11 protein-coding genes are annotated in these 15,489 nt (G+C 65.5%); 1 reads left to right on the forward strand and 10 read right to left on the reverse strand.

The features are described from left to right. Positions 1–16 precede the first annotated feature (16 nt). From glcF to LFL96_RS02910, 4 genes are all read right to left on the reverse strand, one after another. Entirely contained in the window at positions 17–1,243 is a 1,227-nt protein-coding gene (gene glcF / locus LFL96_RS02895) for a glycolate oxidase subunit GlcF (protein ID WP_280997808.1), read from the reverse strand. An 8-nt stretch (positions 1,244–1,251) separates the two neighbouring features. Further along, positions 1,252–2,340 carry a glycolate oxidase subunit GlcE gene (glcE, locus tag LFL96_RS02900; protein ID WP_280997810.1) on the reverse strand — a complete coding sequence of 363 codons (1,089 nt, stop codon included), beginning with the start codon at positions 2,338–2,340 and terminating at the stop codon, positions 1,252–1,254. 202 nt (positions 2,341–2,542) lie between these two features. Then, on the reverse strand, positions 2,543–4,036 hold the full coding sequence (locus LFL96_RS02905; RefSeq protein WP_280997811.1) for an FAD-linked oxidase C-terminal domain-containing protein: 1,494 nt from the start codon (positions 4,034–4,036) through the stop codon (positions 2,543–2,545). 58 nt (positions 4,037–4,094) lie between these two features. After that, positions 4,095–5,510: an FAD-linked oxidase C-terminal domain-containing protein gene (locus tag LFL96_RS02910; RefSeq protein WP_280997813.1), complete on the reverse strand. Its 1,416-nt coding sequence runs from the start codon at positions 5,508–5,510 to the stop codon at positions 4,095–4,097. Between the two features lie 317 nt (positions 5,511–5,827). Between LFL96_RS02910 and LFL96_RS02915 the strand changes: the two genes are divergently transcribed. Beyond that, a complete protein-coding gene (locus tag LFL96_RS02915; protein ID WP_280997815.1) occupies positions 5,828–6,373 on the forward strand; it encodes a cob(I)yrinic acid a,c-diamide adenosyltransferase in 546 nt (181 codons plus the stop codon). A gap of 34 nt (positions 6,374–6,407) precedes the next feature. Here the strand turns inward: LFL96_RS02915 and LFL96_RS02920 are convergent, their stop codons facing one another. From LFL96_RS02920 to LFL96_RS02945, 6 genes are all read right to left on the reverse strand, one after another. Continuing rightward, positions 6,408–6,740: an XRE family transcriptional regulator gene (locus LFL96_RS02920; protein ID WP_280997817.1), complete on the reverse strand. Its 333-nt coding sequence runs from the start codon at positions 6,738–6,740 to the stop codon at positions 6,408–6,410. 2 nt (positions 6,741–6,742) lie between these two features. Beyond that, positions 6,743–7,081 (reverse strand): type II toxin-antitoxin system RelE/ParE family toxin, encoded by a 339-nt coding sequence (locus tag LFL96_RS02925; RefSeq protein ID WP_280997819.1) that lies wholly within the window; start codon positions 7,079–7,081, stop codon positions 6,743–6,745. A 188-nt stretch (positions 7,082–7,269) separates the two neighbouring features. Then, positions 7,270–8,343, reverse strand: a complete 1,074-nt coding sequence (gene aroG / locus LFL96_RS02930) for a 3-deoxy-7-phosphoheptulonate synthase AroG (protein WP_280997821.1) — start codon at positions 8,341–8,343, stop codon at positions 7,270–7,272. Between the two features lie 324 nt (positions 8,344–8,667). Then, positions 8,668–10,134: a metalloprotease TldD gene (gene tldD / locus LFL96_RS02935; RefSeq protein WP_280997823.1), complete on the reverse strand. Its 1,467-nt coding sequence runs from the start codon at positions 10,132–10,134 to the stop codon at positions 8,668–8,670. A gap of 130 nt (positions 10,135–10,264) precedes the next feature. Next, entirely contained in the window at positions 10,265–11,116 is an 852-nt protein-coding gene (locus LFL96_RS02940) for a carbon-nitrogen hydrolase family protein (RefSeq protein ID WP_280997825.1), read from the reverse strand. Between the two features lie 143 nt (positions 11,117–11,259). Continuing rightward, the gene (locus tag LFL96_RS02945) at positions 11,260–15,453 is read right to left on the reverse strand and encodes a YhdP family protein (protein WP_280997827.1); all 4,194 of its coding nucleotides are present in this window, start codon (positions 15,451–15,453) and stop codon (positions 11,260–11,262) included. Between the last annotated feature and the right edge of the window lie 36 nt (positions 15,454–15,489).

Raw genomic sequence — 15,489 nt, forward strand, 5'->3', positions numbered from 1 at the left:
AAAGACGATGCCCCGATTATACGGACAGCATGTGCTCGACCAGTTCGATCCAGTGCGCGACCGGCGTCGACGTGCCGCTCTGCAAATGCGCGATGCAGCCGACGTTCGCCGACACGATCACCTGCGGTTCCTGCGCCTGCAGCTTGTCGATCTTCTGATCGCGCAACGAATAGGAGAGCTTCGGCTGCGTCAGCGAATAGGTGCCGGCCGAACCGCAGCAGAGATGGCTGTCGGCGGGCAGACGCACTTCCACGCCGAGCGCCGTCAGCAGATGTTCGACCTGACCGCGTATCTGCTGACCGTGTTGCAGCGTGCAAGGCGGATGAAACGCCACCGTGTGGATCGCGCGGCGGCGCGTGACCGTGGCGAGCGCTTCCTCGAACTCCGGCAGGATCTCGGCGAGATCGCGCGTCAGGGCGACGATGCGGCGCGCCTTCTCCGCGTACGCGGGATCGTCGCGCAACAGGTGCGCGTATTCCTTGACCGTCGCGCCGCAGCCGGACGCATTCATCACGATCGCTTCCACGCCCTGTTCGACGTACGGCCACCATGCGTCGATGTTGGCGCGCAAATCGTCCAGCGCTTCGTCGTTGTAGCCGAGATGCAGGCGGATCGCGCCGCAGCAGCCGGCTTCCGGCGCAACGATCGTTTCCACGCCGAGCGCGTCCAGCACGCGCGCGGTCGCGATGTTCACGTTCGGCATCATCGACGGTTGCACGCAGCCAGCGAGCATCAGCATCTTGCGCTCGTGCTTGGCCGTCGGCCATTCGAGCGGACGTTGCCGCGCGGGCACCTTGTCGCGCAGTTTCTTCGGCAGCAGCGCACGGAAGTGCTGGCCGATCCGCATGGTCGGGGTGAACAACGCGCTGTTCGGCACGAAGCTCGCGAGCAGCCGGCGCACCAGCCGCTGGCCCGCCGGACGCGTCACTTTTTCCTCGGTGATCTTGCGGCCGATTTCCACCAGGCGGCCGTACTGCACGCCGGACGGACACGTCGTCTCGCAATTGCGGCAGGTCAGGCAGCGGTCGAGGTGCACCTGCGTGCTGCGCGTGACCGGCGCGCCTTCCACCATCTGCTTGATCAGGTAGATGCGTCCGCGCGGGCCGTCGAGTTCGTCGCCGAGAATCTGGTAGGTCGGGCAGGTGGCGGTGCAGAACCCGCAGTGCACGCAGTTGCGCAGAATGGCGTCGGCTTCTTCGCCGTCGGGCGTATTGCGAATGAAGTCCGCGAGGTTGGTTTGCATCGCGTCGCTCAGAAGTCGGGGTAGAGACGGCCGCGATTGAAGATGCGGGCCGGGTCGAACGCGGTTTTCAGGCCGCGGTGGATTTTCATCAGCGGTGTGGGCAGCGGCGTGAACACGCCGGCGCTGCGATCGTAACCGTGGCCGGTGCGGAACATCGTCGCGTGGCCGCCGGCCTGTTTCGCGCTGATGCGCACGGTTTGCGCGTCGGTGTCGGTAATCCACCAGCGCTGGCCGCCGCCCCATTCCATCAATTGCGCGCCGGGCAATTGCAGCGGCTCGGTAATCGATGGCAACGCGAGGCGCCAAAGGGCGGCTTTCGGGGGAATGGCCGCGAAGAAGGAATCGGTCTGTTCGCGTAGACCGGCCCAGAAGCGTTCGGCTTCGACCGCATCGACGACTTCGCCGCCCAGCGACGAGCGTGCCGTCTTGACCGCCGATTCCGCGCCGGCAAGGCGCACCGCGAGCGTGCCGTGACGCCACGCGCTGGCGGTGATCGGCAGCGGGCGGCCACCCCATTCGTTGAGCTTGCGCACGGCGTCGGTGCCGTTCATGTCGAACTTCAGCGTGGTTTCGGCTTGCGGGAGCGGCAGCACCTTGATCGACAGTTCGAGGATCAGGCCGAGCGTGCCGAGCGAACCCGCCAGCAAACGCGAGACGTCATAACCCGCGACGTTCTTCACCACCTGCCCGCCGAATTGCAGCCGATGCCCCTGGCCGTTCATGATGACCGCGCCGAGCACGAAGTCGCGCGCCGCGCCGGCGGCCGGGCGGCGCGGCCCGGCGATGCCCGCCGCGATGCAGCCGCCGAAGGTGGCTTGCGGCCCGAAATGCGGCGGCTCGAAAGCAAGCATCTGGTCGTGTTCGGCGAGCGCGGCTTCGATCTCCAGCAACGGCGTGCCGGCGCGCGCGGTGATGACCAGCTCCGCCGGATCGTAAGCGATGATGCCGCGATAAGTGCGCGTGTCGAGGATGTCACCTTCCAGCGCCTGGCCGTACCAGTCTTTGGTGCCGCCGCCGCGGATGCGCAACGCGCGTCCCTCGGCGCTGGCGGAACGCACCCGTTCCGACCATACGGCGACGATGTCGTCCTCTTCCATGGTGTCCTGCTTCGTTGTGTTTCGACCGATTGTACCGGGCGGGGGCTTGCTGGCAACCCGGAACGGACCCGCATCGGGTAATCAGGGTGGCGGGCGGAAAACCCCGGTGGGACCGGGGTATGCGCGGTGCGTGCGCGGGCCGCGCCCTGGATGCGCGGTCCGCGAAAGCTCGACGCGAGACGCTCGAAGCCGCTCGAAGCCGCTAGAAGCGCGGCAATTCCGGATGCGGCAGCAATCCACCGCGCACGTGCATCTTGCCGTACTCCGCGCAGCGCGCCCGGGTGGGAATGCCCTTGTCCGGGTTGAGCAGGCCCGGCGCGTCGAATGCGCGCTTGACCGCGTGGAAGGTGTCGCGCTCCTCGGGCGAGAACTGCACGCACATCGAGTTGATCTTCTCGATACCGACGCCGTGTTCGCCGGTCACCGTGCCGCCCAGCTCGACGCAGCTCTCCAGAATGTCGGAACCGAACGCCTCGGCGCGGTGCCACTCGTCCTGGTCGTTGCCGTTGAACAGGATCAGCGGATGCATGTTGCCGTCCCCCGCATGGAACACGTTGATGCAGCGCAGCCCGTATTTCTTCTCCATCGCCTCGATGCGCGCGAGCAGCGGCCCGATACTGCGGCGCGGCACGGTGCCGTCCATGCAGTAGTAATCCGGCGAAATGCGGCCGGCGGCCGGAAATGCGTTTTTGCGACCCGACCAGAAGCGCAGCCGCTCGCTTTCCGAGCGCGAAATCTGGATCCGCGTGGCGCCTTGCTCGCGCAGCACCGCCGTCATGCGGACGATTTCGTCGGCGACTTCCTCGGGCGTGCCGTCCGATTCGCAAAGCAGAATGGCGGCCGCGTCGAGGTCGTAGCCGGCATTGACGAATTCCTCGACCGCGCGCGTGGCCGGCTTGTCCATCATCTCCAGGCCAGCTGGAATGATGCCCGCCGCGATGATGCCGGCCACCGCATCGCCGCCTTTCACGACGTCGTCGAAACTGGCCATGATGACCTGCGCCGTTTGCGGTTTCGGAATCAGCTTCACGGTGACCTCGGTGACGATCGCGAACATGCCCTCGCTGCCGATCAGCACCGCCAGTAGATCGAGACCGGGCGCGTCCGGCGCGAGCGAGCCGAATTCGACGATCTCGCCTTCCATGGTCACCGCGCGCACGCGCAGCACGTTGTGCACGGTCAGGCCGTACTTGAGGCAGTGCACGCCGCCGGAATTCTCCGACACGTTGCCGCCGATCGTGCAGGCAATCTGCGAGGACGGGTCCGGCGCGTAATACAGACCGTACGGTGCGGCCGCCTCGGAGATGGACAGATTGCGCACCCCGGGCTGAACGGTGGCCGTGCGCGCATACGAGTCGACCTCGACGATCTTGCGGAAGCGCGCGAGCGATACCACCACGCCGTGACGGATCGGCATCGCGCCGCCGGACAGGCCGGTGCCCGCGCCGCGCGGCACGATCGGCACGCCGAGGCGGTGGCAGATCTGCACGATGCGCTGCACCTGCGATTCCGTTTCCGGCAACGCCACCGCAAGCGGCAACCGCCGATACGCGGCGAGACCGTCGCATTCGTACGCGACCGTGTCTTCCTCGCGATACAGCAGACAGTGGGTCGGCAACACGGCCATCAACGCCTGCACGACTTCGCGCTGGCGCTGGGCGAGGACATCGGCCGTCAGTTCAGCGGGTGCGTTCATTTAACTTGTCTCCTCGTGCCTTTCGCCTGTCTTTCTCGGCTTTGAGTCCGTCAGCGCATCAGGCTGCCCAGCTGAAAATCTTGCCGGGATTCATCAGATTGCGCGGATCGAGCGCGTGTTTGATCGAGCGCATGGTGTCGATCGCGACGTCGCCGTGTTCTTCCAGCAGGAAACCCATCTTGTGCAGCCCGACGCCGTGTTCGCCGGTGCAGGTGCCGTCCATGCGCAGCGCGCGTTGCACGATGCGATGATTCAGGCGCTCGGCTTCGGCGAGTTCTTCGGGCTTGCCGGGATCGATCAGGATCGCCACGTGGAAGTTGCCGTCGCCGACATGGCCGACGATCGGGCAGGGCAGCGGCGAAGCCTTCAGATCCTGCTCCGTTTCCACCACGCATTCGGCGAGCCGCGAGATTGGCACGCACACGTCGGTAGTGACGGCGCGGCAACCGGGCTTCAACTGAAGCATCGCGAAATACGCGTTGTGCCTTGCGTTCCACAGACGGCTACGATCCTCCGGCCGCGTGGCCCATTCGAAACCTTCGCCCGAATTCTGGGCGGCGATTTCCTGCACGAGTTCCGCCTGTTCCTTCACGCCCGCTTCGGTGCCGTGGAATTCGAAGAACAGCGTGGGCGCCTCGCGCAGCGTCAGATTCGAATGGCGATTGATCGAGCGGATCGCGAGCGCATCGACGAACTCGACGCGTGCGATCGGCACGCCGATCTGGATCGTTTCGATGACTGCGCGTACCGCGTCGCCCATCGAAGGAAACGCGCACACCGCGGCCGACACGGCTTCCGGCTGCGGATACAGACGCACGGTGATTTCGGTGATGACGCCGAGCGTGCCTTCCGAGCCGACGAACAAACGCGTGAGGTCGTAACCCGCGGACGATTTGCGAGCCCGCGTGCCGGTCTTGATGACGCGGCCGTCGGCCAGCACCACGGTCAGCCCGAGCACGTTCTCGCGCATCGTGCCGTAGCGAACGGCATTGGTGCCCGACGCGCGCGTGGCGGACATGCCGCCGATACTCGCGTCCGCGCCCGGATCGATCGGGAAGAACAGGCCCGTATCGCGCAGCGCTTCGTTCAATTGCTTGCGCGAGATGCCCGGTTCGACGGTGACGGTGAGGTCTTCGGCGTTGATCGACAGAACCCGGTTCATTTCCGACAGGTCGATCGACACGCCGCCCTGCACGGCCAGCAGATGTCCTTCGAGCGACGAACCGTTGCCGTAGGGGATGATCGGCACGCCATGCTGGGCGCACAGTTTGACGACGGTTTGCACGTCTTCGGTGGTGCGGGCGAAAACCACGGCGTCGGGCAGTTGCGGATCGAACGGCGATTCGTCGCGGCCATGATGCGCGCGCACGGCTTCGGCCACCGACACGCGTTCGCCGAAAGCGGCTTTGAGCGCGCTCAGCAACTCGGCGGGAAACGGCCGGCGTAGCGGGGCCGGCGGCACGGGATGGTTCACGGATGTCTCCTGGTATTTGGGGCTGGCCGCGTGGTGAAGCGGTTCCGGCGCGGTTCCGCCTAGTCTGCAGCGTGCGTTTCATTTTACGCCGAACGCCCGTGGACGGGCCTTCAGGCCGGCCCACGCTCCTATAATGGCGGCGACCTTACGATGCGCGCAATATGGAGAAACGCGTGGACAACCGCGTGGACGAGCGGGCGTTTGGGCGTGCTGGCCCAGGGCCGATCGCGGAGCCTTCCCGGAAGGTGCCGCCGAGCCGCTTGAGACCCGCACCGCAGGCGCATCATTACCGAAATATGAAACGCAACGGAGACAGCATGGGCAACCGCTTGAGCAAGATCACGACCCGCACCGGCGACGATGGCACCACCGGCCTCGGCGACGGCCGCCGCGTCGGCAAGGACAGCACGCGCATTGCCGCGATCGGCGACGTCGATGAACTCAACTCGAATCTCGGCGTACTGCTGTGTGAGACGCTGCCGGACAATGTCCGCGCGGCGCTGGTTGCGATTCAGCACGATCTGTTCGATCTGGGCGGCGAACTCTGCATTCCCGGCCATACGATGATCACCGAGCGGCACCTCGAGCAACTGGATGGCTGGCTCGCCGACTACAACGCCAGCTTGCCGCCGCTGAAGGAGTTCATTCTGCCCGGCGGTTCACGCGCCGCGGCGCTCGCCCACGTGTGCCGCACGGTTTGCCGGCGCGCGGAACGCGCCATCGTCGCGCTCGGCGAACAGGAAAAGATCAACGCCGCGCCGCGCCAATACGTGAACCGGTTGTCCGACCTGCTGTTCGTACTCGCACGCGTGCTGAACCGCGCGGACGGCGGCACCGACGTACTGTGGCGCCACGAGCGCTAACCAGCGGCGGTGAAGGTGAAGTGTTAAACGCGCATTAGCCCACGGCCAGAGTGACCGGCTTGCCGATACGGCTCAACATTTCCACGAGTGTGTCGATCGTGAACTTGGTGGTCTTCTTGTTCACCACATCTGACACACGCGGACGCGACACCATCAACACCTCGGCCGCCTCCGATTGCTTCAGATGATGCTGCTCGATCCACGACGACAGTTCGGTCATGAGCTGTTCCTTGAGCAGCCGCGTGTCGTTGATCTGCTTTTGCGACGCGGCATGCAGGCGCTTGGCTTCTTCGGCGGAAAAGCCGAGCTCAAGAAACAGATTGGCGCCTGGTTTTGTAACGTGACGAATTTTGGTGTCGATCGTCATTGTTAAGGGTTCCTATCATTGATAATTGCACGATAACGCGTGGCGGCGATCTGTTGATCATGTGACGTGAGTTTCTGCGTTTTCTTCTGGATGCAATGAAGAACGTAAAGCGCATCGACGAACTTGGTCACGTACATGACACGGAAGATACCGTTCGCTTCCTTGATGCGAATTTCGCGCGTACCCGGGCCGATTAATTCGATGGGTTTCCAGTTGTCGGGATCAAGACCCGCCTGAATTTTTCCGAGCTGGAAACCGGCCTCGCGACGCGCTTCTTCGGGAAAGGCGAGTAAATCGCTGTAGCTGGAGCCGATCCAGCGGAGTTCTTTTTCAAGAGCCATAACCACCTTTCATGTACAAAACTTTATACCCATTCCTCCGCCTCGTCAAGTCCTCCCACGACGCGGCGCTGAATAGTTAAAGTACAGAGAAGGTCGGCTGAGTGCCATTCGGCCATTCGGCCAATAAAAAAGCCCGGCTCATATGAGCCGGGCTTTGTCAAAACGCCTGAACGTCGTCGCGGTGCGGATCAGTTGCCGCTGCCGCGCGCCACACGTCGTTGCTTGACGGCTTCGGCGAGGCCTTCGAGCACGGCGACGCTTTCGTCCCAGCCGATGCACGCATCGGTGATGCTCTGCCCGTAGGTCAGCGCGCAGCCTTCCTGCAGATCCTGACGGCCGGCCACGAGATGCGACTCCACCATCACGCCGACGATTCGTTCGTCACCCGAAGCAATCTGGCGGCCGATGTCGGCGCACACCGGAATCTGGTTCTCATGCTTCTTCGAGCTGTTCGCGTGACTCGCGTCGATCATCAGACGCGCGGCGAGACCTGCCTTGCCGATGTCCGCGCACGCCGCGTTCACGCTGTCCGCGTCGTAGTTCGGCGTCTTGCCGCCGCGCAGAATGATGTGGCAGTCCTCGTTGCCGGCGGTCGACACGATCGCCGAGTGGCCACCCTTCGTCACCGAGAGGAAATGGTGCGGCTGCGAGGACGCCTTGATCGCGTCGACGGCGATCTTCACGTTGCCGTCCGTGCCGTTCTTGAAGCCGACCGGACACGACAGGCCCGAAGCCAGTTCGCGGTGCACCTGCGATTCGGTCGTGCGCGCGCCGATCGCGCCCCACGAAATCAGGTCCGCGATGTATTGCGGGCTGATCATGTCCAGGTATTCGGTGCCGGCCGGCAGGCCGAGTTCGTTGATGCGCAACAGCAGTTCGCGCGCGGTGCGCAGGCCGTCGTTGATCTTGAAACTGTTGTCCATGTACGGGTCGTTGATGAGACCCTTCCAGCCCACCGTGGTACGCGGCTTTTCGAAGTACACGCGCATCACGATCTCGAGTTCGCCGGCGAAGCGTTTGCGCTGCTCGACGAGACGGCCCGCGTATTCCATCGCGGCCTTGGTGTCGTGAATCGAGCACGGCCCGATGATCACGATCAGGCGGTCTTCCATGCCATGCAGAATGCGATGCATCGCGGTACGCGAGTTGTAGATCACGTCGGACACCGTTTCGTCGCAGGCGAATTCGCGGATCAGGTGAGCGGGCGGCGTGAGTTCTTTCAATTCGCGGATACGGACATCGTCGGTGTTGTGCGGGGGCATGGTGTTTCTCCTGAATCGGTTCGTAGCGTGTTCGGTGTCAAAAGCGTGGGGCGAAAAAAAACCGCCAGTCTGGGCTGGCGGTTTTTCGGGAATTCTTGGTGTCCTGCGTGCACTAACACCCCTCTCGATCCGCCAGCGGTCTGAGATGCCAAAAAAAGTAAAAGTAAAACTTGGCGGACATGGCGAAATGGGGTCGCTGGTCAAAAAAGGGTGAGTGACTTTATAACCCGGGCGGCGGGTGTGGTGCAAGCAGTCGGGTGTAAAAATGCGGGAAATCCGCATACTTCGCGCAAATCGCGCACGAAGTATGCGTTCGCTGCGGAGTCAGGCCGTGCCGCCGACCGTCATCCGGTCGATCCGCAGCGTCGGCTGGCCGACGCCGACCGGCACGCTCTGACCTTCCTTGCCGCACACGCCCACGCCCGAATCGAGCTTCATGTCGTTGCCGATCATGCTGACGTATTTGAGCGATTCCGGGCCGCTGCCGATCAGCGTCGCGCCCTTCACCGGGTACGTGACCTTGCCGTTTTCGATCATGTACGCCTCGGAGGCCGAGAACACGAACTTGCCGTTCGTGATGTCGACCTGGCCGCCGCCGAAGTTCACCGCGTACAAGCCGTTCTTCACCGACGCGATGATTTCCTGCGGGTCTTTATCGCCGTTGAGCATGTACGTGTTGGTCATGCGCGGCATCGGCAGCGCCGCGTACGACTCGCGGCGCGCGTTGCCGGTGACCGGCATCTTCATCAGGCGCGCGTTCAGCGTGTCCTGGATGTAGCCCTTCAGAATGCCGTCCTCGATCAGCGTGGTGCACTGCGTCGGATTGCCTTCGTCGTCGATGTTCAGCGAGCCGCGGCGGTTCGGCAGCGTGCCGTCGTCGACCACGGTGACGCCCCTGGCGGCCACCTGTTCGCCGATGCGGCCGGCGAACGCCGACGAGCCCTTGCGGTTGAAGTCGCCTTCGAGCCCGTGGCCGATTGCCTCGTGCAGCAGCACGCCGGGCCAGCCCGGGCCGAGCACGACGGTCATCGCGCCGGCCGGCGCCGGACGCGCGTCGAGATTGACCAGCGCCGCATGCACCGCGTCGTCGACGTAGCCGGACAGCACGTCGTCGGTGAAATAGCCGTAGTCGAAGCGGCCGCCGCCGCCGCCGCTGCCGATCTCGCGGCGGCCGTTCTGCTCGGCGATCACGGTGACCGACACGCGCACCAGCGGCCGGATGTCGGCCGCGAAGCCGCCGTCGCTGCGTGCCACCAGCACCACGTCGTACTCGCCGGCGAGGCCAGCCATCACCTGCTGGATGCGCGGATCGCGGCCACGCGCCATCTGTTCGATGCGTTCGAGCAGCTTGACCTTGGCGGTGGCGTCGAGCGAATGCAGCGGATCGGCGGGCAGGTACAGATCACGCCCGGCGATGCCGGTCAGCGACGAGGCCACCTTGATCTTCTGCTTGCCGCCGCCGGCCTTGGCGATCGCGCGCGTGGCGAGCGCAGCCTGACGGATCGCTTCGGGCGACAGGTCGTCCGAGTACGCGAACGCCGTGCGGTCGCCCGACACGGCGCGCACACCGACGCCCTGGTCGATACTGAAGCTGCCCGACTTCACGATGCCTTCCTCGAGACTCCACGCTTCGCTGCGGGTCGCCTGGAAATACAGGTCCGCGTAGTCGATGCGATGCGTGAAGATTTCGGCGAGCGTGCGGGTGAGCAGGGATTCGTCGAGACCGTAGGGCGTCAGGAGGATGTCCTTGGCGGTGGCGAGATTACGGATACCGGGTTCGATGATGTTCATGCGAAGTATGTTCTGCTCGATACGAAGGATTCGGTTAGCGTGCGCTCACTATATACGTGGCGGGCGCCGCACTTTCAATGCCGCGCGGCAACCGACGCCGCGATCGTCCAACTCAAGGTAATCAATTCAATCAACTGAGCACGCGATGACGCCAGGCGGGCAGACTCTGCCGGACCTCGTCGATACGCGCCCGTTCGAGATTGCCGGCGACCACGCCGGCGCCCTCGTCGCGCACCGCGACGATTTCGCCCCACGGGTCGATCAGCATGCTGTGGCCCCAGGTCCGGCGGCCGTTTTCGTGCGTGCCGCCTTGCGCCGCGGCCAGCACGTAACACTGGTTTTCGACCGCGCGCGCACGCAGCAGCATCTCCCAGTGCGCCCGCCCGGTGGTGTACGTGAACGCCGACGGCACCACGATCAACGCGCAGTCGCCCATGCGCCGGTACAGCTCCGGAAAGCGCAGATCGTAGCAGACCGACAGCCCGACGCGGCCGAACGGCGCCGCGAAGGTGCGAACTTCGCCGCCCGGGCAGATGGTGCGGGCTTCGTCGAACGATTCCGCGCCTTTTTCGAAGTTGAACAGATGGATCTTGTCGTACCGGGCGGCCTCGTTGCCGTGCGGGTCGAACACCAGCGTGGTGTTCAGCACGCGCGCCGCTTCCGGCGCGGTCAGCGGCAGCGTGCCGCCGATCACCCAGATCTTGTGACGGCGCGCGGCATCGGCGAGAAAACGCTGGATCGGACCGTCCTGATACGTTTCGCGGATGGCCAGCTTGTCGGTGTCCTTGTGGCCCATGAAGCAGAAGTATTCGGGCAGCAGGACGAGTTGCGCGCCGTCGGCGGCGGCTTCGGCGATCAGGCGTTGCGCTTCGGCGAGATTGCGGTCGCGGTCCGGCGTGCTGACCATCTGCAACGCGGCGACGCGAAACGCGCTTTCCAGGGATCCGCTGGAGTCGGTGGACGAGACGTGTGATTCGCTCATGAGCGTTTCGAAAAACTCCCGGTGAGGCGGCGGCGCGAATCGCGGTCGCCGCGGGCATCGTTCAAGGCTGGCTGGGCTCGCCGTGGCGGCACCGCGCGAAGCTGACCGAAAGCTCGTGTGAAGCAACGGTCAGCGCGGCGGGCTCAGTGCGCTTCCACGGTCGAAGCCGGAGCGTCCATCTTACCGCGATCGTCTTTCACCCGCTCGACGTGCGGTTTCGACCACGAACCGGTGATCGCGTACTCGCGCGCGAACGCGTGCGAGACCGATTTGCTGAACGCGAGATCGGCCACCAGCGCACCCACGCCGAGCAGCGGATTGATCACCGCCGCCGCGACCACCGCGGCGCCGGCGCTGACCGTCGGCACGATTTGCACGTGCAGGTCCTGGGTTTCCTGCGCGAGGTCGACGGTGCCTTTCATGTCGGCGCGGGCCGGCGCGGTCACCATCTCGAAGTTCTCGGTCCGGCCGATGCCGTCGTGAATCTGCGCGGTGCCGGTGACACGCTCGAACGGCAGTCCTTCGCCGATCACGTCGCGGAAATTGAGCGTGGCGACGCGTGCAAGGCTCTGCAGGCTCAGCACGCCGAGCAGCTTGGCGACGCCCGGATCGACCTTGAGGATCTGGCCGTGACGCAGATCGACGGCGAGGTTGCCGTTCAGCGTCGGGTAATCGATGGTGGTCGGGCCGCCGCGCCACACCACCTTGCCCGACAGCGAACCGCTGCCGGCCTTCAGCGTGCGCGGCTGGCCGAAGCGTTCGAGCAGCGCGCCGGCATCCTTGATGTCGAGCTTGAAATCGAACACGGTGCGGCGCGGCGTGGTTTCGTCGGTGGTATTGCCGAGTTCGGTCGAGGTGCGCCAGTTCGCGGTGGCGGTCAGTGTGGCCGCCGGGTTGGTGATGTCGAGCTTGTCGAGCTGCCAGACCGGCACGCCGTCTTCGGTGAAGTTGTGCGCGTCGACTTCGAGCCGGCCGATGTTGCGGTCGCGCACGATCAGTTCGTTGACCACCAGATCGATGGACGGCATGTTCTGCGCCGGCGCCGACATCGCCTGACCGAGCAGGTCTTTGTCCGTGGCCGACGGAATCACCACGCGGGCGAAGCGTGCCTGCAACGCGCCCGGCGATTCCTTGTTGGCGCCCGGTAGCCACGAGACATGGCCGGACACCTGATTCGACGCGATATTCGCCTGCCATTTGCCGTCCGCGTGCGACGCGCCGACGATCACGCTGTCCCAATGACGCTTGAGCAAGGTCAGCGTGCCGACGTGCAGCGCGAAGCGGCTCGGCAGGAATGACGCGAGCGCCGGGTTCGGCGGCGCGGGCGTTGCCGACGCGTTCGGCGCGGGCGCTTCCTTGCTGCGGATCTGGGTGACCAGCGCGCGCCAGGCGTCGGCGTCGAACGAATCGAGGTCGACGGCGGCGATCACGCCGTCGGACGGCAGATCGGCAGGCTTGTTCACGCCGATTGCACCGCGCACCACGGTCGGCGGCGTTTTCGGCTGATATTGCAGCAGATAAGTCGCGGCGATCGGCCCGAAGGTCAGGTCGGCGCGTTCCAGACCGGCTTCGCCCGGCGCCGTGGACGGGTTGAGCGCGAAGCGCAGCGGCATCGGCGTGCCGACCGGTTTGTCGAACGGCGCGGGGAAGTCGAGCGCGAGGCCGCTCAGGTCGGAATTCGCCGTCACTTCCGGCAGGCGGCCCTTGGCGCCGCGCACGTTCAGCGCATACGGCGCGGTGCCGCTCATGCGCGTCAGCACCTCGGCGGCGGGACCGTGCAGATTGAGGTTGCGGGCGGCATCGGCGGCAATGTGGCCGTTCAAGTCGAGCGCATAGGTGCCGTTCTGTTTCAGACCGCCGTTCGCATGCACATCGCCGCCGAGGAATTGCCCCGACAGCCGGTCGACCTGCGCCGTGTGCTCGGTGAAGCGCACCTTGCCGTTCAGCTGCGACAGCGGCGGCACGTTGTCCACGCTCAGGCGGTTGTTCTGAAACCCGACCGCGCCTTCCACGCCGATGTGCGGCATCGGCGTGCGCGGCACCGTCAGCTTGAGCGCGAGCGATGCCGGTCCTTCCGCGTGCAGTTTGTCGGTTTCATGTTTGGCCATGATCCCGAGCGAACTCTGGTTCACGTAGTCGAGCATGTCGGCGAGCGGCCCGCGCCCGTCGCCGTCGATCACCAGCGGCGACGCCTTGGTGCCGAGATCGTCGATCTTGCCGTTGACGCGCGTGAGCGCGACGCGCCGGTAACGCGCGCGGTCGATGTCGAAGCGCAGCACGTTCTGCTTCAATTCGAACACGCCGTCGATGCCGTCCAGCGCCGGCCACACGTTCGGCGTGCCGTTGCGCATCTTGCGCGGCGGGAACGGCGACGGATCGAACTTGCCGGCCTTGAACGGCGCGACGATATGAAACACGCCCGCGCCCGGATCGCGCGAATAGGGGAATTTGGTCAGGTCGCCGTGAATCTCGATCGTCGCGCCGTGCGATGTCCCCGCCTGCAAGCCATGACCGAGATAGATGCGCAGTTTCTCGCTGATGCTGGTCGGCAGATAACGGACGATGCGCGTCACCTGCGCGCGCTCGAAGTCGGCTTTCAGATCGAGCGAACCGCGCCCGTGGCCCGGATTGCTGTAGCTCGCGGTGGCGCTGGCCGCGACATCGGCATTCGACACGCCGAAGTCGGCCAGCTTGACCGCGAAGCCCGGGTGCGTCTCGCCGGGCGCCTTCGGCGTGATGGTCCAGTCGGCGCGGCCGTGCAGGCGGTCGAGTTGCAGGCGCGGGTCGTCGAATACGCCGGGCAGCGTGATCGCCACGTTCGACGTATCGAGCAACGCGGTGCCGTGCTTTTCGTCGGCATCCACGCTGCCCCACAGATTCTCGATGCCCGGAATCCCCGCGCGCGGATGGTTCAGCGGCGTCAGGCCCGGCGGCGGTTCCTGCGCGGCGACACTGATGCCTTGCAGGTCGCCTTTGAAGCGATAGCGTTCGATCGGCTCGGCGCCGCTCGTCTGATGGTCGCTGCCCGCTTCGCCGGATTCCGGTTTGCCGCGCTCGACTTCGATCAGATAGTTCGCCACCAGCCCGCGCGGATTGAAGCGCACGAGATTGTTCAGCAGACGCCGCGGCAACGGCAGCGCGCGGCTGAATTCCGCGAGGATGCCCAGATCGACGCGATCGCCGCTCACGCTGACCAGTTGCCCGTGCTGCTGCGACGCCTGCCGGAAGCGGCCGTTCAGCGTGGTCAGCGCGAGCGTGCGGGTGAGTGGCGTGCCGTCGTCGAGCGGCGGCTGGCCGAGTTCGGCGTGCAGATGGTTCAGTTGCAGCGTGTAGTCGCCCGGCGCGACCTGGACTTGCCACGAGAAGCTGGCGACCGGCATCAGCAGCTTCGGCTGGGTGGGGCGCACGCGCATCGCGACGTCCGTGCCGGTCAACTTGCCGCGCGCGGTCGTCATGCGGCCCTCGGCGAAGTCGGCCCAGATCGCGTTGTCGATGCGGCCGGCGAACATCTCGATCGGCAGATTGACGTAGCGCGCCAGCGCCGGCAGATCGACCGGCCCGGTCGACATGTACACCTCGCCGGTCCAGTTGATCGGCTTGCCGATCGCCGACAGCGGCGCGTGCCGGAAATGCGTGCGGAAATCGATCGGGCCGTGCAGCACCTGGCCGTCGGCGGGCGCCTGCAGCGCCATCCGGTGCTCGTAGCCGTCGTTGAGGATCGCGATGCGGATGTCGCGCAGCGCCAGTTCCGGCGCGGTGTGGGTCGCGTCGCGCCAGCGCAGCACGCCGCCGCGCACGACGATCGCCTGCTGCCGCAGCAACCAGGTGGACAGCGTGTCGTTGCCGCTATGACGAGTGGGGATCGGCACGCCCGCCACGGACATCACGCCGTCGCTGCTGCGCGAGACCAGCACGTCGGGCTGGTCGACGATCAGGCTGGACAGTGCCGGATGGAATTGCCAGAGCGACTTCCACGATAGCGTGGCGGTGGCGTGCGGAATGGTCAGCGCGGGCTTGCCGTCCGGATCGCGAATCACCAGATCGGTGACGTCGAGGCCCGGCTGGAAGCCGCTCCAATGCGGCGCGAGCTTGCCGATGGTGAACTGGGCGTGGAGCTTGCCGGAGACGGTGGCTTCGATGCGCGGGCGGAATGCGTCGACGCGCGGCAGCAGGACGTAACGCAAGCCGAGAAACAGACCCGCCGCGATGAAGTAGAGCACCAGCGCCACCACGACGGCCACGTGCAAGGTCCGACGCAGCACGATGTGGTCGCTTCCGCTCACAGGCCGGACCTGCCCGGTTTCGTGCGGGTCGGCGGATTCGTTTCGCTCGGACATGCTGCGGCGGGTGGGCGTATGGTAGTTTTGCGAGTT

The sequence above is a fragment of the Paraburkholderia sp. D15 genome (assembly GCF_029910215.1).
Taxonomy (GTDB): Bacteria; Pseudomonadota; Gammaproteobacteria; order Burkholderiales; family Burkholderiaceae; genus Paraburkholderia.